Here is a 20,021-nt window from a genome sequence, read left to right on the forward strand (position 1 = left end):
CGCCCGCCGCACAGCTTCGTCATCTCGCACGCCACGATCAACGACCGAGCGGACTGCACGGCCGGACGTGTTTCACGTGAAACACAGCCGTGGGGGGGGGGGGGGCCCCGCCCCCCCCCCCCCCCCCCCCCCCCCCCCCCCCGCCGCCGTTTGGGTGCGTGTCTGCAGGCCGTATGTGGCTGGTCGCGCCCACGCGGCGGAGCCGCATATCGACATCGCCCCGCGCCCCTTGGGGGGCTGCTGGACCCCTTGGTCAGTCGGTGGCCGGTACCTGGGTGCTGAGTAGTAGCGGCAGACGGGTCGTGCGGGGCTTTGCCGGGATCTCGGCCACGGCTCGCGGGAGTGCCTGGTCCACGCCGTGGACCACGGACAGGTGGCGGTCCGCCCTGCCGAACGCCGTGTAGACCCACGGCCGGCTGAGGGACTGCGCCGCGTCCCCGGGCAGCACCACGACCACCGCGGGCCACCGGCTGCCCACCGCCTGGTGCGCGGTCAGCGCCCACCCGTGCCGCACGGACTGCTCCACCCGCTCCTTCGGTACGACGACGGGGGTGCCCGAGCACGACAGGTGCAGCCCGTCGGCGTCGGCCGTAACGACCTGGCCCGGTGCCGTACGGCCCGGTGCGGGGGAGTAGGCGATCCGGTCGCCGGGGTCGAAGCCGCCGAAGCGGCCGGGGCCCGGGTTGAGGCGATCCTTCAGCGCCACGTTGAGCGCGCGGGTGCCGGCCGCGCCTCCGTGGCCCGGGGTGATCACCACGGTCTGCTCGGGCGGTACACCGATCGCCCGTGGCACCGAGTCGGCGACGAGCTGCACGGTCCGGTGGACCGCCTCGCCCGCGTCCCGCACCGGGACGATCACGACCTCCTTGCCGGGGGCCTCGACCTGGTTGAGCTCACCGATGCCGATGCCGGAGACCAGCTCGCCCAGGGGGCCGAGGTCCGGCCGCCGCGAGGCGATCCGGGGGCAGACCCGCGCCGCCAGCAGATCGGCGAACACCCGCCCGGGCCCGGCCGACCACAGCACCCCCGGGTCACCGGCCAGCACCAGCCGGGCACCGTCGGGCAACGACTCGACGAGCAGGGCCCCCGTCTCGACGTCCAGTTGGGGCGCGTCGAGCACGACGAGAACGTCCAGGTCCAGGGCCCCGTCCGCGTCCCGTCCGGGTCCCTCGGCACCGGAGAGGAGCCCGGCGACGGTGACGACGCACGGGGCATCCGGCTCGGCGCCGGCCTGCGCGGGACTGTCCGGTGCAGCGGGGCTTCCCGGCGCACGGCTGTCCGGCGTGGTGGCGCTTGCCGCGGTGTCGCCCGGTACGGACCCGCTCGGGCGCCCCGCCCCCGCCCACAACGCTGCGAAGCGGTCTCGGCCCGTGGGGCTGTGGGTGGCGGCCCAGGCCCGCAGGCCGAGGGCGGCTGCCGCACGCAGCAGTGCCGCCGGTTCGGCCAGGGACGCCTCGCCGCCGGTGTGCAGCACCAGGCCGTGGCCCGCGGCCGCGCGGACGAGTTCGGCGGTGGAGTCCTGCGCGGAGGCGGCGGCGCGCTCCCAGGCCTCGGCCGAACCGTCCTCCTTCGGCACCGAGTTGATCAGGCGGGCCAGTCCGTCGGCGAGGCTCTCCTCCGCGAGCGCGTACCGCTCCAGGCCGACCAGGATCCGGACCGGGCGCTCGGCCGGCTCCTCGCCTTCCTCGGCCGCCTCCGGCGCAGGCGCGGTCGGGTCGAGGGCGTCCTGGAAGACCAGGGCCTCGCCCTCCGCGACGGCGCTCTGCACGGCCGTGTCGGCGTCGGGCACGCCCCGCTGGGCCAGCGCAGCGGTGAGCGCGGGCAGCTCCAGGGCGGTGTGCCCGGCCAGCGCCGCCTGCTCCAGCAGCCATCCCGTCAGCGCCCGGCCCCGCCGCTCGTCGTCCGGAGCGCACTCCGCTCCGAGCAGCGCCCGCGCGAAGCCGTCGGCCTGCTCGGGCCGCACCCCGCCCACGCGCAACAGCAGCCAGGGGTCGGCCCGGAGAATCTCGTCCGCACCGTCGCCGAGTGCCGCGGCGACCTGCGGTGCGAGCCCGTCCGGTGCGCCGCCATCGGTCAGCACGCGGCGTACCGCGTCGACGGCCTCCGGCGCGGGAGCGGCGGGTGCGGCCGCGGGCGCCGGCTGCGGATGCCGTACCGGCTCGGGGGCGGGGCGGCGAGGAGCGGGCGCGGACTCGCTGAACGCGGTGGCCACGGGCTTCTCGCCGCTCTCCACGGCACGGACGGCGGCCAGCAGATCGGCGGCCCTCCCGCTGAGTTTCGCGCCGCTCTCGATGGGCGCCGCCTTCTCGGCCTTGCGCCGCTCGATCCGCTCCCGCTCCAGCCGCTGAGCGGCCAACTCGGCCTCGGCTTCGGACAGTTGGGAAGCGGATTCGTCTTCACCGCCCGCAGCGGCGGCCGTGGCAGACACGCCCGCGTCGTCGCCGCTTCGGCCCCCGGCCGTCCGGTCCGCCGACCCGGCGTCGCCGCCTCCTGCTGCCAGGGCCGCTCCGGCGCCGGTGTCGCTCTGCGCCGCCTCACCGGTCCCGCCCGCCGTCTGCCCGGCGCCGGCCTCCGCTTCGGCAGGCTCGACCGGGACGTCCGGCTCGCCGCTCTGCCCCGCGGCGCCCGGCATACCCGGCTCGGCGTTCTCTGCGTCCTCGGTGGCCTCGGGCTCCGTGCTCACAGCGTGCTCCAGTCGTGATCGGGATAGCGGTGCACGGGCGCCGACACGTCGTCGAGCGCCCGGCAGATCTCGTCAGGAAGACTAAGGGTCTCCACTGACAATGCCGCCGTGAGCTGGGACGAGTTGCGTGCGCCGACGATGGGCGCGGCCACGCCGGGCCGGTCACGGATCCACGCCAGGGCGATCTGGAGGGGTGTCACCGCGAGGCCGTCCGCCGCGGTCTGCACGGCGTCCACGATGCGGCTCGCCGTGTCGTCGAGGTACGGCGCGACGAAGGGCGCCAGATGCTCCGAGGCGCCGCGTGAGTCGGGCGGCATGGCCTCGCCCCGGTATTTGCCCGTCAGGACCCCGCGGCCCAGCGGTGAGGACGGCAGCAGGCCGATGCCCAGGTCCAGCGCGGCCGGCAGCACCTCGCGCTCGACGCCGCGCTGCAGCAGCGAGTACTCCATCTGCGTACTCGCCAGCCGGGTCCGCATCCCGGGAGCCGTCAGCTGCCATGTCGCGGCCTTGGCGAGCTGCCAGCCGCAGAAGTTGGAGACTCCCGCATAGCGGGCACGGCCGCTGCTGACCGCCAGGTCGAGGGCCTGGAGGGTCTCCTCGAGCGGGGTGTACGGGTCGAAGGCGTGGATGTGCCAGACGTCGACGTAGTCCGTGCCGAGGCGGGCCAGCGAGGCGTCCAGCGCGGAGAGCAGATGTCCGCGCGAGCCGTCGACCCGGCGGTCCGGGTCCGGCACGCTGCCGGCCTTCGTCGAGATCACCAGGTCCCGGCGCGGGACCAGGCCTTCTATGAGGCGTCCGAGCAGGTACTCGGCCTCTCCGTCGCCGTACACGTCCGCGGTGTCGACAAGGCTCCCGCCCGCTTCCCAGAACGTTTTCAAGAGGTCCGCGGCGTCGTGCTCGTCGGTGTCCCTGCCCCAGGTGAGTGTGCCGAGTCCGATGCGGGACACACGAAGGCCGGTACGGCCGAGATACCTCTGCTCCATGAACGCCGAGATTACTGGCCTGAACCTTCGGTGTGGGGGCCTGTGGACAACCAGTTTCCACGCGCTAGGGTCTGCCGAACAGGGACGTTACTGATCGGTAAGGGGCAGGCGCATGCAGCTCGGGATCAACCTCGGCTACTGGGGTGCCGGAATGGACGCGGACAACCTGGAGGTGGCGAAGGAGGCCGACCGGCTCGGGTACGCCGTGTGCTGGGCCGCCGAGGCCTACGGGTCGGACGCGGCCACCGTGCTCAGCTGGGTCGCCGCCCAGACCGAGCGGATCGACGTCGGCTCGGCCATCTTCCAGATCCCGGCCCGCCAGCCCGCGATGACCGCGATGACCGCCGCCACCCTCGACTCGCTCTCCGGCGGCCGCTTCCGCCTCGGTCTCGGCGTCTCCGGCCCGCAGGTCTCCGAGGGCTGGTACGGCGTCAAGTTCGACAAGCCGCTGGCACGCACGCGTGAGTACGTCGAGATCGTGCGCAAGGCCATGACGCGCGAGCGGCTGTCGTACGAGGGCGAGCACTGGACGCTGCCGCTGCCCGGCGGCCCGGGCAAGCCGCTCAAGCTGACCGTGCACCCCGAGCGCGAGCACATCCCGCTGTACATCGCCGCCATCGGCCCCAAGAACCTCGAGCAGACCGGTGAGATCGCCGACGGCGCCCTGCTGATCTTCCCCTCGGCCGAGCACCTCGAGGAAACCACGATCAAGTACCTGCGCGCCGGGCGCGAGAAGGCCGGCAAGACCCTCGACGGCTTCGACGTCTGCCCGACGCTCCCGCTCTCCGTGGGCGAGGACAAGGACGTGGCCACACTCGCCGACGCCTTCCGGCCCTACACCGCGCTGTACGTCGGCGGCATGGGCAGCGCCAAGCAGAACTTCTACAACCAGCTCGCCCGGCGCATGGGGTTCGAGGCGGCGGCCGCCGAGGTCCAGGAGAAGTACCTGTCCGGCGACAAGCAGGGCGCCGCGGCCGCGATCCCGCACGACCTGATCGACAAGACGGCGCTGCTCGGTTCCGTGGACCGCATCGCGGACCGGATGAAGGAGTACGCGGAGGCCGGTGTCACCACCCTGAGCCTCAACCCGGCCGGCTTCACGCTCGACGAGCGGATCGCCTCCCTCCGCGCCGGCACCGAGGCCCTGGAGCGCGCCGGACTGGCGTAACAAACGCGGCGGGCCGGGAGAGATTTTCTGCGGCCGTGGTGGGGGCTCGGGGGTCTTCCCCGCCACGGCCGTCACGGGGAACAACGCGCCCGGGCGCCCGCGGTTACGCCTCCGACCTGACCCCTTGGGTCCTCCTTTTGGCGGAGTTGTCCGACACAGCTGTTGCAGCACCTCTGGCACCGCATTTGACTCGTTCTTTGCGGAATCCCGCGGAATCCGGCCGGGACCGGCAGAACAGAGACCGGCAGAGAGGTGCCCACGATGCTTTCGGCCAAGAGTCTTTTCCAGGAGATCCTCGACGACGACGAGTCGTTCGCCCTGTTCTGCTCCATCGCGGCCAGCGGGGAGTCCCAGGGCGGCTGGGAGAACGGGCGGATCGCCGTGCTCGTCCCGGGCAGCGAACGCGCTCTCGCCCCCAAGATCACCCGGCACGGCGCCGACGAGGACAAGCACGGGCGGATCTTCAATGCCCTGATGAGGAAGCGCGGCCTTGAACCCGTGCCCGTGCCGCCCGAGACCGACTACACGATGCTCCTGGAGAAGCACGGCATCGGCCTCGCCCACGAGAAGCTCAGGAGCGACGAACCGCTCACCGTGCAGGACATCGTCACCTACCTGTCCCACAGCCGGGTCACCGAGCAGCGCGCCTCCGAGCAGATGGAACTGTTGCGCAGGCACTTCGCCGACCATCCCGAACTCGGCCGCGCGGTGCGGATGATCTCCGACGACGAGGACAACCACCTGGCCTACTGCCACGAGGAGTTGCTGCGCTTCGCGCACGCCGGGCACGGCCGGGCCATCCAGCGCACGCTGCGGGAGTGCGCGCTCGCGGAGATCCGCATCTACCGGGACGTCAGCCTCGCCGTCATGGACCACATGGGGCGCATCCTGGGCTGGCCGAGGGCCAGGTCGGCGGTGCTCGCCGCCGGTATTCACGCCGTCTACGCATACGAGCGGTTCGTGGGCTGGCGGCGGATGGTGAGCCTGAAGATGCCGGAGCGGCGCGACGCACTGGGCGGATCCGCCACGACGGCACCCGAGTTCGCCTGAGCCGGGCAGGGCCTACAGCCAGCCGCGGCGCTTGAAGAGGCGGTACAGCAGCACCTCCAGCGCGGCCATCGCCAGGATCACCGCCGGGTACGACGCATGCCAGTGCAGCTCGGGCATGTGGTCGAAGTTCATGCCGTAGATTCCCGCGATCATCGTGGGCACCGCCGCCATGGCCGCCCACGCGGAGATCTTCCGCATGTCGTCGTTCTGCCGCACGCTCATCTGCGCGAGATGCGCCGCGAGCACGTCCGAGACCAGCCGGTCCAGGCCCTCCACCGACTCGTTCACGCGCGTGAGGTGGTCGCTGACGTCGCGGAAGAAGGGCTGTGCCTTCTCGTGTACGAAGGGCACGCGAACGCCGAAGAGACTGCCGCCCGCCAGCCGGGCGAGCGGCTGCGCCAGCGGGCCCGTGGCCCTGCGGAACTCCAGGATCTGCCGCTTGAAGGCGTAGATGCGGGACGCCGTGTGGCGCGAGCCCCCGTGGGTCGGCGAGAACACCTCCGCCTCCAGCTCCTCCAGGTCGGTGCCCAGCTCGCCCGCCACCTCCACGTAGTGGTCGACCACCGCGTCGGCGATCGAGTACAGCACCGCGGTGGGCCCGTGCCGGAGCATTTCGGGCTCCTCCTCCAGCCGGTGCCGCACGGCCGCCAGCGGGGCCTCCTCGCCGTGGCGCACGGTCACCACGAACGAGTCGCCGATGAAGACCATGACCTCGCCGGAGGTGACGATGTCGCTCTTCGCCTCGTACCCGACCGGCTTGAGGACCATGAACAGCGAGTCGTCGTACACCTCCAGCTTGGGCCGCTGATGTGCGTTCAGGGCGTCCTCGACGGCCAGCGGGTGCAGTCCGAACTCCTCCGAGACCCGGTCGAACTCCTTCTCCGTCGGCTCGTACAGGCCGATCCACACGAAGGCGTCACCCCCGCGACGGCACTGCGCCAGGGCGTGCGAGAAGTCCGCGGGCCCCTCCGTCCGGTGCCCGTCACGGTAGATGGCGCAGTCGACGATCACGGAGCGTATTCTCCCGCCGTCCGCCCCCGGACGCACCCCGTCGTGCGCCTACCCTTGGCCGCATGCCCACGCTGATCCTGGTCCGGCACGGACGTTCCACCGCCAACACCGAGGGGGTGCTCGCCGGCTGGACGCCCGGTGTCGCCCTCGACGAGCGCGGGGCCGCGCAGGCCGCCGCACTGCCCGGGCGGCTCGCCGGGCTGCCGATCTCCGAGGTCGTCACCAGCCCTCTGCAGCGCTGCCAGGAGACGCTCCAGCCGCTGCTGCAGGCGCGGCCCGGGCTGACCGCGCACACCGACGAGCGGATCGGGGAGGCCCACTACGGCGACTGGTCCGGCCGCAAGCTGGCCGAGCTCAAGGACGAGCCGCTGATGGAGGTCGTGCAGGCACACCCGTCGGCCGCCGCGTTCCCCGGCGGCGAATCGATGCGCGCGATGCAGACCCGCGCCGCCGAGGCCGTACGAGAATGGAACGCGCGCGTGGAGCGCGACCACGGCGCCGACGCCGTCTACCTCATGTGCTCGCACGGCGACATCATCAAGTCGCTCGTCGCGGACGCACTCGGACTTCATCTCGACCTTTTCCAGAGGATTTCCGTTGAACCGTGTTCCATCACCGCGATCCGTTACACACGTCTGAGGCCGTTTCTCGTACGGCTCGGTGACACCGGTGATTTCGCGTCACTGGCGCCGCGCGAGGAACCCCCGGCCGACGACGCCACGGTCGGGGGCGGTGCGGGCGCACCGTGATCGTCGGGCGCAGTAGGGTGAAGCGGTCGCAATAGCGCCGCACCCGTCCGCACCAGCAGTCCGTGCGGTCATCCGGTCCGATGTCGATCCACGATTTCCAGGAGACAGGACGTGTCCCGTCAGGTGTTCCTCTACGACCCCCCGGACCGCTTCGTGGCCGGTACGGTCGGTATGCCCGGACGCCGTACGTTCTTCCTCCAGGCCACCGCGGGCCCCCGCGTGACCAGTGTGGCCCTGGAGAAGACTCAGGTCGCCGCCCTTGCCGAGCGCATGGACGAACTGCTCGACGAGGTCGTACGGCGCAGTGGCGGCAGCGCCGCCGTCCCGGCTGTGGCCGCCACCGAGATCTCCGACAACGATCCGCTGGACACCCCTGTCGAGGAGGAGTTCCGGGTCGGCACCATGGCCCTTGCCTGGGACGGCGAGGAACAGCGCATGATCGTCGAGGCGCAGGCCCTCGTGGAGCTCGACGCCGACTCCGACGAGGACCTCGCCGAGGCGGAGGAGCGCCTGCTCCAGGACGAGGAGAACGGGCCCCCGATGCTGCGGGTCCGGCTGACCGGCGCGCAGGCGCGGGCCTTCGCCAAGCGCGCCCTCGACGTCGTCAACGCCGGGCGGCCGCCGTGCCCGCTGTGCAGCCTCCCGCTCGACCCGGAAGGACACGTATGTCCGCGCCAGAACGGATACCGCCGCGGGGCGTGACGACCGACGAGCCGCTCGCCGACCTGCTCACGCACGGCGAGCTCACCGTGCGCGGCCGTATCCGCGAGGCGTCCAACGCGGCGCTGTACTGCACGATCTCCCACGAGGGCCGGGAAGCGGCCTGCATCTACAAGCCCGTCGCAGGCGAGCGGCCCCTGTGGGACTTCCCCGACGGCAACCTCGCCCGGCGTGAGGTGGCCGCCTACGAGGTCTCCGAGGCGACCGGCTGGGGCCTCGTCCCGCCCACCGTGCTGCGGGAGGGACCGTACGGCGAGGGCATGGTCCAGCTGTGGATCGAGGTGAGTCCCGAGGCCGAGCTGCTCGCCCTGGTCGACGGTGAGGAGCCGGAGCCGGGCTGGAAGGCGATCGCCTTCGCCGAGGTCGGCGACGGGAAGACGGCGCTGCTGGTGCATGCCGACGACGAGCGGCTGCGCCGGCTCGCCGTGCTCGACGCCGTGATCAACAACGCCGACCGCAAGGGCGGCCACCTGCTGCCGTCGGCCGGCGGCCGGCTGTACGCGATCGACCACGGAGTGACCTTCAACACCGAGAACAAACTCAGAACGCTGCTGTGGGGGTGGGCGGGGGAGCCGCTGGACCCGGAGGCGGTCGACGTCCTCAAGGCCCTCCAGGAAGCCCTCAGCGACCAAGGAGCGCTGGCCACGCGGCTGGCGGGGCTGATCACAGGCGCCGAACTCGACGCCACGCGCGCGCGTGTCGCCGTACTCCTGGAGTCCGGCAGGCACCCGGAGCCGAGCGGCGAGTGGCCTGCCATTCCCTGGCCGCCTGTCTAGCAGCAGATGGGCCGGTATCGCGCAAGGGCGCCTTACCGGCCATCCGGCCCGGTCCGGTTCGTATACGGAACTTCCGTCCGGTTAGGCTCATGACATGCATGCCTGGCCCGCTTCCGAGGTCCCCGCCCTGCCTGGTCAGGGCCGCGACCTGAGGATCCACGACACCGCGACCGGTGGTCTGGTCTCCCTCGACCCCGGTCCTGTCGCCCGTATCTACGTCTGCGGCATCACGCCGTACGACGCGACCCACATGGGTCACGCGGCGACCTACAACGCGTTCGACCTCGTTCAGCGCGTGTGGCTCGACACCAAGCGGCAGGTTCAGTACGTCCAGAACGTCACCGACGTGGACGACCCGCTGCTGGAGCGGGCGCACCGTGACGGCATCGACTGGGTCGCCCTCGCCGAGCAGGAGACCGCCCTCTTCCGCGAGGACATGACCGCCCTGCGGATGCTGCCGCCGCAGCACTACATAGGCGCCGTCGAGGCGATACCCGGGATCGTGCCGCTCGTCGAGCGGCTGCGGGACGCGGGCGCCGCCTACGAGCTCGAGGGCGACGTCTACTTCTCCGTCGAGTCCGACCCCAACTTCGGCAAGGTGTCCGGCCTGGACGCGGCCGCGATGCGGCTGCTGTCCGCCGAGCGCGGCGGCGACCCGGACCGTCCGGGCAAGAAGAACCCGCTCGACCCGATGCTGTGGATGGCCGCCCGCGAGGGCGAACCCAGCTGGGACGGCGGCTCGCTCGGCCGTGGCCGGCCCGGCTGGCACATCGAGTGCGTCGCCATCGCCCTCGACCACCTCGGCATGGGCTTCGACGTCCAGGGCGGCGGCTCCGACCTCGCCTTCCCGCATCACGAGATGGGCGCCTCGCACGCCCAGGTGCTGACCGGCGAGTTCCCCATGGCCAAGGCGTACGTGCACGCCGGCATGGTCGCCCTGGACGGCGAGAAGATGTCCAAGTCCAAGGGCAACCTGGTCTTCGTGTCCAAGCTGAGGCGCGACGGGGTGGACCCGGCCGCGATCCGGCTGGCGCTGCTCGCCCACCACTACCGGTCCGACTGGGAGTGGACCGACCAGGTCCTCGAGGACGCCGTGGCCCGCCTCGGGCGCTGGCGCGCCGCCGTGTCCCGGCCCGACGGGCCGCCCGCCGAGGCGCTCGTCGAAGAGCTCCGCGAGGCCCTCGCCAGCGACCTGGACGCCCCGGCCGCGCTCGCCGCGGTCGACCGCTGGGCCGTCCTCCAGCAGGAACAGGGCGGTGCGGACATCGGGGCCCCCGGCGTCGTATCGCGTGCTGTGGACGCTCTGTTGGGCGTGGCTCTCTAACCACGGCAGGCACGGAAAGGGGCGCTTCCTCCCCGTGGAGGAAGCGCCCCTCGTGTTACCTGGCGCCGGTCAGATCCTGCGGACCTGGATGCTGCGCAGGACCGTCGGAGAGCCCGAGTCCCAGATGCCGACCACCTGGTGGCCGAATGCGAAGGCCTCCTGGACCTGGTCGTGGGTCTGGGCGTTCGGGTTGAAGAGGATCCTGAACTGTCCGCCGATGCGCAGCGCGATCAGGCTGGGCTGCCCCGGCAATGGCTGGACGACGTCGATGTAGCCGTCCGCGATGCCGGCCAGCGGCCCCCCTGCCTGGAGCTGCTGCTGCTGGGCGTGCTGCATGGCGGCCTGCGAGATCTGGTGGAGCTGCTGCTGCACCTGCTGCTCGACCTGCTGTTGCTGTTGCTGCGGCTGGCCGTAGCCCTGCTGCTGACCGAGCTGCTGGAGCAGCTGCTGGAAGGGCTGCTGCTGGCCGAGCTGCTGGAGCTGCTCCAGCGAGCCCATGCCCATACCCACGGGCTGCTGCTGACCGAACGGCTGCTGCTGGCCGCCGTAGCCCTGCTGCTGCCCGAACGGCTGCTGCTGGTACTGCTGGTAGGGGGATGTGCTCGGGAACTGCTGGCCTTGCTGTTGTCCCAGGTGGCTCATCTGCGGGGTGGTGCTCATGCGGGTGTCACCTTCCCTTGATGGTTGGGATTTGTCAGCCCGTGACGACCAGGCCGACGATTTCGTCGTCCGAGAACCACACTCGGACGTCGGGCCGTCCCCCCGCGAAGGCGGAGTGCACCGCCTGGCGGACTTCCGGGGACGGGTGGTTCAGGTTCCGCCAGGCGCCGGCCACGAACAGCCTGAGCCTGGGCGGAAGTTCACGGGGGTACGGCAGCAGCTCGTCCCAGTACCGTTCGGCCTGGCCCGAGCCGACTGCCTGCGGCAGCAGATGGGTGACCGCCGCCTTGATGTCGGGCCGGTTGCCGATCCGCTGGGAAGCGGGCCGGCCCGGTGCGTCCTGCTGCGGGGAACCCGTGGCCCGCAGCACCGCGCGTGCACTCTCCGGGGACATCGGCTGCTGGGCGGCCGCCTTGAGCATCCCTTGCAGCGCGGCCAGCGCGCCGACCACCACCGGGGAGGCGGAGGAGGTCCCGGAGAACGTGTCCGTGTACCAGGCGATCTCCTCGGGTCCGCCCTGCAGATCGCCGGGCTTGTCCCAGAAGCCGCCGGTGGTCGTGACCTCGCGTCCCCAGCCCTGGGCGTCCAGCCGGGCGCCGTAGTTGGAGAACGAGAGCCTCGACCGGTCCGGGCCGTGGTCGCGGCCGTGCGTGCCGGGCGGTGGTGCGCCCGCGCCGACCAGGACGGCACCGGAGGACTGGTTGGAGGGGTTGAACGGGTTGCGCCACCACTCGGGGAATTCGTCGGGGCGGCGCTCGTAGACCGCGTCGTCCAGCGACTCGCCGCCGTTGCCGGCCGCCTCGACCACGAGCACGCCCTTGGCGGTGGCGTACCGGATGGCCGCGTAGTCGTCCGGCCACCACTCGATCGCGACATAGCCGCGCTGGTCGTCGCGCTCGGCGTACTCGAACCGCGGTCCGGGGCGGTGCAGTTCGATCAGTACGACGTCGCCGGGGCCGAGCCGGTCGGCCGCCGCGTGGATTGCGGCCGCCGTGCCGATGCCCTGGAAGGACGCGGCCGCGGTCACCGCCTCGGGCACGATGCCGTTGACACCGTACTCGTTGCGGTCGCCGCCGATCACGCCGATCACGGCGGTGCCGTGGTTGCGCCAGGCGAGGTCGGTCAACGGGGTGCCGACCACCACGCCGGCCAGCTTGGCGGCCAGGTCCTCATGGCCCAACTGCCAGGCGCCCTCGACGTCGATGACCGTCACCCCCTGACCCGACCCACCAGGGCGCTGCCATGCCCAGTGGGCGTCTATCCCCTCGGGGGAGGGGCGCAGATAGCCCTGCCGGCTGCTGAAGTCGGGCGTGACGGGCGCGCCTTCCTTCAGCCGGCCGCTCTCCTCCGCCAACGACGCCGGTACGGCACCGGGCTTGATGTACGCCGTCTCGACGCCCGGCAGCGCGGCCATCCGCGAGCGCAGCTCCTCGGCGCGGCTCTCGCCGCCGCGCACCCGGTAGAACATCGCGAGGTCGGGCACGTTGCCGTCGCCCGGGGCGGCGGACTGCTGCAGTCGTTCCTCGCTGCCGAACAGCGGCTGCAGGGCCAGCTGTTCATCGCTGAGGAACATGTTGAGAGCGGATACGTCGGCTCCCGCTGCCGAGCGGACGCCGTCGGCCTGGGCGCGCAGCCTGGCCTCGGGACGGGCGACGACGATCAGCTCCCGCTCGGCTCCTCGATAGGTGAATCCCGCTCCGTCGGGCCCCGGCCCGGACGTTCCCGGCCCCTGCGCCGGCTGTCCCTGGTCGCTCATCGGTACCGCTCCCTTCGGTCCGTGCGGGTGCGCCATCGGTGCACAACCAACCACGATCTCGGCGAGGCGTCCACCCCGTCTTCACCAACTCGGTTTGAAAACAAGTTGAATTGGGTAGCGTGTGCAATCCGTCCTGAAACAGATGTCACGTAGCAAACCGGCCAAAGGCTGCGGAGGCGGCTGTCATGTGATGGGGTGACAGCGTCTGTTGACCGGTCGGCCGGCTCGCCCGGCCCCTTGGCGGAAGGACGCACAGTGGCATCCCCAGCACGTTCCTTCGCACGTCGAAGACTCCTCACCACCACGGCCGCTCTCACGGGAGCGGCCTTTCTGGGCGGCACCGCCCACGCGGCCGAAACCCGCAAGGCCGCGTGGCCCGCCGGGTTCCCGCTCCCGAACGGCTTCCAGCCCGAGGGCATCACCATCGGCTCGAGCCCGTTCGCCTACTTCGGTTCCCTGGCCGACGGGGACATCTACCGCGCCGCCCTCTCCACCGGCCGCGGCTCCGTGATCAGCAAGGGCCTGGGCGCCGGACACCCCACCGTGGGCCTGAAGATCGACCGCCACGGCAGGCTGTTCCTCAGCGGCGGCGCCAGTGGCGAACTGCGCACCGTCGACGCCCGCTCGGGCGCGATCGAGAAGGTGTACGCCGTCGGCGGCACCTTCGTGAACGACGTGATCCTCACTCCGGACGCCGCCTGGTTCACGGAGACGTACAAGGCCGTGCTCTACAAGCTCGTCCTCGGCCGGCACGGCGCACCGGTCGGCGTCGAGACCGTGGCGCTGAGCGGCGACTGGGTGCAGGGCGACGGCTTCACCGCCAACGGCATCGAGCGCACCCCCGACGGCAGCGCCCTCCTCGTGGTCAACGTCGTCGCGAACGGCGGCGACCTGATGCGGGTGGACCCGCGCACCGGAGCGGCCCGCGCCGTCGACCTCGGCACGTCGAAACTCCCCAACGGCGACGGCCTGTTGCTGCTCGGCAGGACCCTCTACGCCGTCCAGCAGGCGCAGAACGCGATCGACGTGTTCCGGCTGAACGCGGCCGGCACCAAGGGCACCGCGATCGCCCGCATCACCGACCCGCGCTTCCGCATCCCGACCACGGCCGCGGCCTGGGGCAACCGCATCTACCTGCCGAACGCGCGCTTCGACGTGGAACAGCCGACGCCCGACACGGATTACGACGCGGTGGCCGTGCACCAGGTGTGAACGCGTGGACGCAAGGAGGGCGGTGCGCTCCGTGCGCACCGCCCTCACCCGGTCATTCCTCCGACGACTCCTCGTCGTCCGGATCCGGCTTCGGTGGCTTCGGCGGCTTCGTACGACCGCTGGGGTTGTCCCGCAGATACGACGTGCTGTCGCTGCCGTCCGCGGTCGCGTGTCCGCCGCTCGACGGGCCTCCACCGTCCCGGCGCCGCAGATACCGCTCGAACTCGCGGGCGATCGCCTCGCCGGACGCCTCCGGCAGCTCCGCGGTGTCCCGGGCCTCCTCCAGCGTCTGGACGTACTCCGCGACCTCGCTGTCCTCGGCGGCCAGCTGGTCCACGCCCACCTGCCAGGCGCGCGCGTCCTCGGGCAGTTCGCCCAGCGGGATGCGCACGTCGATCAGGTCCTCCAGACGGTTGAGCAGGGCCAGCGTCGCCTTCGGGTTCGGCGGCTGCGACACGTAGTGCGGCACGGCCGCCCACAGGGAGACGGCCGGCACACCCGCGTGCGTACAGGCCTCCTGCAGGACACCGACGATGCCCGTCGGGCCCTCGTACTTGGTCTCCTCCAGGTCCATGCGCTGCGCCAGGTCCGAGTCGGACGTGGTGCCGCTGATCGGGACCGGCCGGGTGTGCGGGGTGTCGCCCAGCAGGGCGCCCAGCACGACCACCAGCTCCACACCCAGCTCGTGCGCGAAGCCCAGCAGCTCGTTGCAGAACGAGCGCCACCGCATCGACGGTTCGATGCCTCGGACGAGTACCAGGTCGCGCGGCTTCTCGCCGCCGACCCGGACCACGGACAACCTTGTCGTCGGCCACGTGATCTTGCGCACGCCACCGTCCATCCACACCGTGGGGCGGTTCACCTGGAAGTCGTAGTAGTCCTCGGCGTCCAGCGCCGCGAACACCTCGCCCTTCCACTCCCTGTCCAGATGTGCGACCGCGGTGGAGGCGGCGTCGCCGGCATCGTTCCAGCCCTCGAACGCGGCCACCATGACCGGGTCGATCAGCTCGGGAACCCCCTCGAGCTCGATCACCCAGGCCTCCTTCCGACGTGCCCTCCGCTTGACCACCCAACCTTACGGCGTTCCGCGGGGGCGCCCGCAGCCCCCTTGCACGGGGGAGTGAACGGATCACTGCCCCGTCCGGTGCCCTCGAACACCCATGATCGCCACCGCGGCCGCCCTCGCGCGCGAAGCCGCTCAGAGCGAGGAGCGAAGCCACTGCTCCACACTCGCGATGTGCACCGTCGCCCAGGACCGTGCCGCCTCCGCGTCCCGGTCGCGCAGGGCGGCCAGGATCGCGCGGTGCTCGTGCAGGGTGCGGCTGACCGCGTCCTCCTGGGTGAGACCGCGCCAGATGCGGGCCCGGGTGGTCGGCCCCGACAGGCCGTCCAGCAGCGAGCAGAGCACCGAGTTTCCGGAGCTCTGCACGATGCCCCGGTGGAAGTCGAGGTCACAGGCGACCAGCTCCTCCACCGACGGCGCCTGGCCGAGCTTGTCCAACTGGGCCGAGAGCGCGTCCAGTTGCTGCTCGCTGATCCTGGAGGCGGCCATCGCCGTGGCGGCCGGCTCCAGGATGCGGCGCACCGCCAGGAACTCCAGCACCGTGTCGTCGCGGTGGAAGTCGACGACGAAGCTCAGCGCCTCCAGCAGCAGCTGCGGATCGAGGCTGGTCACATACGTGCCGTCACCCTGCCGCACGTCCAGGATCCGGATCAGCGACAGGGCGCGCACGGCCTCCCGCAAAGAGTTGCGGGACAGTCCCAGCTCCGCGGCCAGTTCGCTCTCCTTGGGCAGCCGGTCGCCGGGGCGCAGCGCGCCGGAGACGATCATTCCCTTGATCTTCTCGATCGCCTCGTCGGTGACTGCCATGGCCGGCCTCCCTGTCGTTCAGACCTGTCGTTCAGACATCCGATGTCTCAGGCCATTATGGGGGTTCAGTGGGCTGAACTGGGCGCCGAATGCTCAGCTCAGGGCGAGAATCTCCAGGTCGGCGAGGACGGCGGCCTCGTCGACGGTCCTCACGTCACGGTCCCGCATCAGCACCCGCCCGTCCACGACGGTGTCCCGTACGTCCGCCGAGTGCGCCGCGTAGGCGAGCGTCGACCAGGGGTCGTGCAGCGGCCGCAGATGCGGGGCGCCCAGGTCGAGCACGATCAGGTCGGCCCGCTTGCCCGCCTCCAGGGAACCCAGCTGGTCGGCGAGCCCCAGCGCCCGTGCACCCTCGATCGTCGCCATGCGCACGGCCTGCTCGGCGCCGACCGCCGTGGGGTCGCCGCCCGCCTTGTGCACCAGCGCCGCCTGCCGCACCGCCCCCAGCACGTCCAGCGTGTTGGAGCTGACGGCCCCGTCCGTGCCGAGCCCGACGGTCACCCCGGCGCTCAGCAGCCGAGGCACCGGCGCGATCCCGCAGCCCAGCTTCAGGTTCGACACCGGGCAGTGCGCGACGGACGTGCCGGTGCGGGCCAGCGCGGCGATCTCGGGTCCGGTGAGGTCGACGGCGTGCGCGAGCAGCACGTCGGGGCCCAGGACGCCGAGGGAGTCGAGCAGCTCGACCGGCCGCTTGCCGTACCGCACCTCGACGGTGGCGACCTCGGTGGCGTTCTCTGCGGCGTGAAGGTGCAGCAGCGCCCCGAACTCCCGTGCCAGGGCGGCGATTTCAGTCAGCTGATCGGGGGAGAGGGTGTAGGTGGAGTGGGCGAACACCACGGGACGGTGGCCGGGGCGGGCCGCGCCGCGCGCCTCCAGATCCTGCCGTGCCCATCGCATCCGGTCCTCGTAGGACATGCCGTCGGGCGGCTCCGGCACGTCCATGAAGGTGGGGCCGCTGTGCAGCCGCCAGCCCGCCTCGCGGGCCGCCTGCTCGGCAGCCTCGTGGAACCAGTACATGTCGAGCGCGGAGGTGACTCCCGCCCGTACGCTCTCGGCGACCGCCAGCCGCACCGCCGCCGCCACGTTCTTCGGCGTCAGCAGCTCGGCCTCCCACTTCAGCACCCGCTCCAGGAAGCCCTGCAGGGTGACGTCGTCGGCGCGGCCGCGCAGCAGGGTCATCGCGAGATGGGTGTGGGTGTTGACGAGGCCGGGCAGGACGAGACAGCCCTGCGCGTCAACAGACTCCCGAGCTGTGAACCGCGTACACAGCTCTTCGGCGGGTCCCACGGCGACGATCTCGCCCTCGTCGACGGCAACTGCCCCGTCCCGTACGACGGTTCCGGCCTCGTCGACGGTCAGAACGTCACCGCCGTGCACCAACAGGTCGATGGTCACGCCGGACCCCCCTCCGCCAGCAGCCGCAGCGCCTCCAGCGACACCACCGCGCCCCGCTCGACGCCCGCCGCGACGACCTCCCGATGCGGGTCGTACCCACCGGTGGCCGCCTCGTCGACGAGTTCGTCGGCGTTCGCCCCGTCGACGACGAGCACGCCTCCCGCGACCAGCCCGCGCAGCGAGGCCGTCACCAGCAGCGCGGACAGCTCCATCTCGATGGCGGCGAGCCCGGCACCGTCGTAGGAGAAGAGGGGAATGAGCCCCGGCTGGAAGGCGGCCCGCGTCCACACGATCCCCCGGTGGTGCGGGGCGCCCGCCTCGCGCGCCGCGCGCTGCAGCGCGAGGACCGCCTCGGGGGAGGAGACCGCCGGGTACTCCGGCGGCAGCAGCTGCTGCGTGACCCCGTCGTCGCGTACGGCCGCCTCCGCGATGACCAGGTCGCCGTCGCCGATGCCCGGCTTCATCGCGCCCGCCGTGCCGAACCGCAGGAACACCCGCACGCCCGCGTCGGCGAGCTCCTGGAACAGCAGGATCGCGCCCGGCCCGCCCACCCCGTGCGAGGCGACGGTGACCGGCAGGTCCTTCCAACTCCCGCTGAACACACGGTATTCGCGGTGGTACGACACCTCCTCGACGCCGTCCAGCAGTGCGGCGACGGCGGCCGCGCGCGCCGGGTCGCCGACGACGACCGCGTGCGCCGGAAGGCCCGTGCGCGGTATGCGGGTGATGGGCAGCAGGTCCTGCGTCATGAAGCGACTCCGGAGGAGGGACGGGTGCGGCGACGGCGGGCCGTCGTGAGGAAGAGGGCGCCGAGCGTGACGACGTACGGCGCGGCGTCGGTCGCCTGCTGCGGCAGGCCAAGGCCCTGAAGCCGGAAACCGGCCGCCTCGGCGAGGCCGAAGAGCAGCGCGGCCAGCAGCACGCCGACGGGCGCGGCACGCCCGAGCATCACCGCCACCACCGCGATCCAGCCGCGGCCCGCGGTCATGTTCTCGGAGAACAACGTGACGTTCCCGAGGGCGAGTTGAGCGCCGGCGAGACCGCACAGCACGCCCGAGACCAGCACGGCCGCGTACTTGTACTTGGCAGGGCTCACCCCGAGCGTCGCCGCCGCGTCCGGTGCCTCGCCCACCCCGCGCAGCCTGAGCCCCCACACGTGCCGCGACAGCATGACGGCAGCCACTGCCACCGCCGCCCACGCCAGATACGCGAGCGGCGTGAAACCACCGACCAGCGGCAGCCCCGCAAGTGACGGATCGTCAAAAGTGCCCTGCACGCCGAAGACCGTACGCAGGAGGAAGCTGGTCAGGCCGACTGCCAGGAGATTCATGGCGATTCCCAGCACCACCGCGTCTCCGCGCAGGGTCACGGCCCCTACGGCCAGGATCAGCGAGTACGCGGCGGAGGCAAGGGCCGCCGCCAGCACGCCCAGCCACGGGCTGCCGGTGAACCAGCTCGTCGCGACCGACGTGAAGCAGCCCATCAGCATCATGCCTTCGAGGCCGATGTTGAACACACCCGCCCGCTCGCACAGGGCACCGCCCAGCGCGGCCAGCAGGATCGGGGTCAGCGCGCGCAGCGCCGACATCAGGAGATCGGAGTCGAAGAACATCACACCGCCTCCTCACGACGGTCGAAGCGACGGCTGAACCACCGGGTGGGAAAGCGCAGCCGGGCCGCCAGGAACACGATCACCACGGCCTGCAGCACCTGCGTCAGCTCGCGCGGCACCTCGGTCGTCCGCTCCATCGCGAGCCCGCCGACCTGGAGGACCGCGAAGAAGAACGACGCCACGACCGTGCCGAAGGGGGCCGCGGTCGCCAGCAGTGCGGCCGTGAGCCCCGTCCAGGTGTAGCCGGGGGCGGTCAGCGAGCCGTCGACGAAGCGGTACGGGAAGCTCAACACTCCGATGGCGCCCACGAGTCCGGCAAGGGAGCCCGAGACCGACATCAACTTCAGCGTCAGGCCACGGCGTTCCACGCCCGCGTACGCGGAGAAGCGCGCGTTGAGGCCGGTCATGCGGATCTCGTAGCCGAAGGCCGTACGCCGGTCGGTGAACCAGTACGCGGCTGCCGCGAGCACGACGAGGACGAGGCCCACGGTCACGGTGGAGTCGCCGAAGGCAGGCAGCGCCACCCCGTCCGGCAGCGCGCGGGTCTGCGGGAGGCTGGAGCCCGGCTCCTTGAGCGGGTAGCGCGCCAGATAGGAGGCGAGCGACACCGCCGGGTAGCTCAGCAGGAGGCTGCTGACCAGCAGCGGAACGCCGAGATGGTTCTCGCAGAGGGCGGCCAGGACGGCGTATGCGGCGCCCGCCGCCATCCCCGCGAGCAGGGCGAGGACGACGGTGAGGGGCGCGGGCAGCGGGGAACTGAGGCCGGTCACGGCCGCGGTGATCCCGCCGAGCACCATCTGCCCGTCACCGCCCAGGTTGATCAGCCCGGCGCGCAACGGGATCGCCAGCGCGAGCGCCATGCCGAGGACGCTGGTGCCGGTGGTGAGCGTGGAGCCGATGCCGTCGCCGCCGAGCGAGCCGGTGAGGACCGCGTCGTAGGCCGCGATCGGGTCCGCGCCCGTGCCGATGAGGAAGAGGGCGCCGATGAGGACGCCGGCGAGTACGGAGAAGGTGATGGGGGAGCGGAGAGCTCCCGATATTCGCTGGTTCAT

At 71.8% G+C, this 20,021-nt stretch carries 18 protein-coding genes; 7 read left to right on the top strand and 11 right to left on the bottom strand.

What is annotated here, in order from left to right; all coding sequences use genetic code 11:
* Positions 1-253 precede the first annotated feature (253 nt).
* Both ACFY10_RS42665 and ACFY10_RS42670 read right to left on the bottom strand, forming a co-directional pair.
* Positions 254-2,683 (bottom strand): helix-hairpin-helix domain-containing protein, encoded by a 2,430-nt coding sequence (locus tag ACFY10_RS42665; RefSeq protein WP_390670726.1) that lies wholly within the window; start codon positions 2,681-2,683, stop codon positions 254-256.
* Positions 2,680-3,666 carry an aldo/keto reductase gene (locus ACFY10_RS42670; protein WP_390670727.1) on the bottom strand — a complete coding sequence of 329 codons (987 nt, stop codon included), beginning with the start codon at positions 3,664-3,666 and terminating at the stop codon, positions 2,680-2,682. Before ACFY10_RS42670 ends, ACFY10_RS42665 begins: the two co-directional genes overlap by 4 nt.
* Before the next feature lie 112 nt (positions 3,667-3,778).
* On the opposite strand from ACFY10_RS42670, the gene ACFY10_RS42675 reads away from it, so the two are divergent.
* Entirely contained in the window at positions 3,779-4,834 is a 1,056-nt protein-coding gene (locus ACFY10_RS42675; protein WP_390670728.1) for an LLM class F420-dependent oxidoreductase, read from the top strand.
* Positions 4,835-5,095: 261 nt separating this feature from the next.
* The gene (locus ACFY10_RS42680) at positions 5,096-5,884 is read left to right on the top strand and encodes a ferritin-like domain-containing protein (protein WP_390670729.1); all 789 of its coding nucleotides are present in this window, start codon (positions 5,096-5,098) and stop codon (positions 5,882-5,884) included.
* Positions 5,885-5,896: 12 nt separating this feature from the next.
* Here the strand turns inward: ACFY10_RS42680 and corA are convergent, their stop codons facing one another.
* Entirely contained in the window at positions 5,897-6,895 is a 999-nt protein-coding gene (gene corA, locus ACFY10_RS42685; RefSeq protein WP_390670730.1) for a magnesium/cobalt transporter CorA, read from the bottom strand.
* Positions 6,896-6,957: 62 nt separating this feature from the next.
* On the opposite strand from corA, the gene ACFY10_RS42690 reads away from it, so the two are divergent.
* The 4 genes from ACFY10_RS42690 (at position 6,958) to mshC (ending at position 10,464) form a co-directional block, all read left to right on the top strand.
* On the top strand, positions 6,958-7,644 hold the full coding sequence (locus tag ACFY10_RS42690; protein WP_390670731.1) for a histidine phosphatase family protein: 687 nt from the start codon (positions 6,958-6,960) through the stop codon (positions 7,642-7,644).
* A 111-nt stretch (positions 7,645-7,755) separates the two neighbouring features.
* Positions 7,756-8,346 carry a DUF3090 domain-containing protein gene (locus ACFY10_RS42695; RefSeq protein WP_390670732.1) on the top strand — a complete coding sequence of 197 codons (591 nt, stop codon included), beginning with the start codon at positions 7,756-7,758 and terminating at the stop codon, positions 8,344-8,346.
* Entirely contained in the window at positions 8,310-9,140 is an 831-nt protein-coding gene (locus ACFY10_RS42700) for an SCO1664 family protein (protein WP_390670733.1), read from the top strand. The genes ACFY10_RS42695 and ACFY10_RS42700 overlap by 37 nt, the downstream gene beginning before the upstream one ends.
* A gap of 94 nt (positions 9,141-9,234) precedes the next feature.
* Positions 9,235-10,464, top strand: a complete 1,230-nt coding sequence (gene mshC, locus ACFY10_RS42705) for a cysteine--1-D-myo-inosityl 2-amino-2-deoxy-alpha-D-glucopyranoside ligase (protein WP_390670734.1) — start codon at positions 9,235-9,237, stop codon at positions 10,462-10,464.
* A 69-nt stretch (positions 10,465-10,533) separates the two neighbouring features.
* Here the strand turns inward: mshC and ACFY10_RS42710 are convergent, their stop codons facing one another.
* A complete protein-coding gene (locus tag ACFY10_RS42710) occupies positions 10,534-11,124 on the bottom strand; it encodes a hypothetical protein (RefSeq protein WP_390670735.1) in 591 nt (196 codons plus the stop codon).
* A 34-nt stretch (positions 11,125-11,158) separates the two neighbouring features.
* Positions 11,159-12,880, bottom strand: a complete 1,722-nt coding sequence (locus tag ACFY10_RS42715) for a S8 family peptidase (RefSeq protein WP_390670736.1) — start codon at positions 12,878-12,880, stop codon at positions 11,159-11,161.
* 255 nt (positions 12,881-13,135) lie between these two features.
* Here ACFY10_RS42715 and ACFY10_RS42720 point away from each other — a divergent pair, with 255 nt between their 5' ends.
* Positions 13,136-14,092 (top strand): superoxide dismutase, encoded by a 957-nt coding sequence (locus ACFY10_RS42720; RefSeq protein WP_390670737.1) that lies wholly within the window; start codon positions 13,136-13,138, stop codon positions 14,090-14,092.
* A 52-nt stretch (positions 14,093-14,144) separates the two neighbouring features.
* Here the strand turns inward: ACFY10_RS42720 and ACFY10_RS42725 are convergent, their stop codons facing one another.
* The 6 genes from ACFY10_RS42725 to ACFY10_RS42750 all read right to left on the bottom strand — a co-directional run bounded on the left by ACFY10_RS42725 (position 14,145) and on the right by ACFY10_RS42750 (position 20,021).
* On the bottom strand, positions 14,145-15,125 hold the full coding sequence (locus ACFY10_RS42725; RefSeq protein WP_390670738.1) for a PAC2 family protein: 981 nt from the start codon (positions 15,123-15,125) through the stop codon (positions 14,145-14,147).
* Positions 15,126-15,290: 165 nt separating this feature from the next.
* Positions 15,291-15,962, bottom strand: a complete 672-nt coding sequence (locus ACFY10_RS42730) for a FadR/GntR family transcriptional regulator (protein ID WP_390670739.1) — start codon at positions 15,960-15,962, stop codon at positions 15,291-15,293.
* Between the two features lie 93 nt (positions 15,963-16,055).
* A complete protein-coding gene (locus ACFY10_RS42735; RefSeq protein WP_390670740.1) occupies positions 16,056-17,357 on the bottom strand; it encodes an amidohydrolase in 1,302 nt (433 codons plus the stop codon).
* Positions 17,354-18,106: a nucleoside phosphorylase gene (locus ACFY10_RS42740; protein WP_390670741.1), complete on the bottom strand. Its 753-nt coding sequence runs from the start codon at positions 18,104-18,106 to the stop codon at positions 17,354-17,356. The genes ACFY10_RS42735 and ACFY10_RS42740 overlap by 4 nt, the downstream gene beginning before the upstream one ends.
* On the bottom strand, positions 18,103-18,969 hold the full coding sequence (locus tag ACFY10_RS42745) for an ABC transporter permease (RefSeq protein ID WP_390670742.1): 867 nt from the start codon (positions 18,967-18,969) through the stop codon (positions 18,103-18,105). Before ACFY10_RS42745 ends, ACFY10_RS42740 begins: the two co-directional genes overlap by 4 nt.
* Positions 18,969-20,021 carry an ABC transporter permease gene (locus ACFY10_RS42750; protein ID WP_390670743.1) on the bottom strand — a complete coding sequence of 351 codons (1,053 nt, stop codon included), beginning with the start codon at positions 20,019-20,021 and terminating at the stop codon, positions 18,969-18,971. The genes ACFY10_RS42745 and ACFY10_RS42750 overlap by 1 nt, the downstream gene beginning before the upstream one ends.

It is taken from the genome of Streptomyces sp. NPDC001401 (assembly GCF_042895385.1).
Classification (GTDB): domain Bacteria; phylum Actinomycetota; class Actinomycetes; order Streptomycetales; family Streptomycetaceae; genus Streptomyces.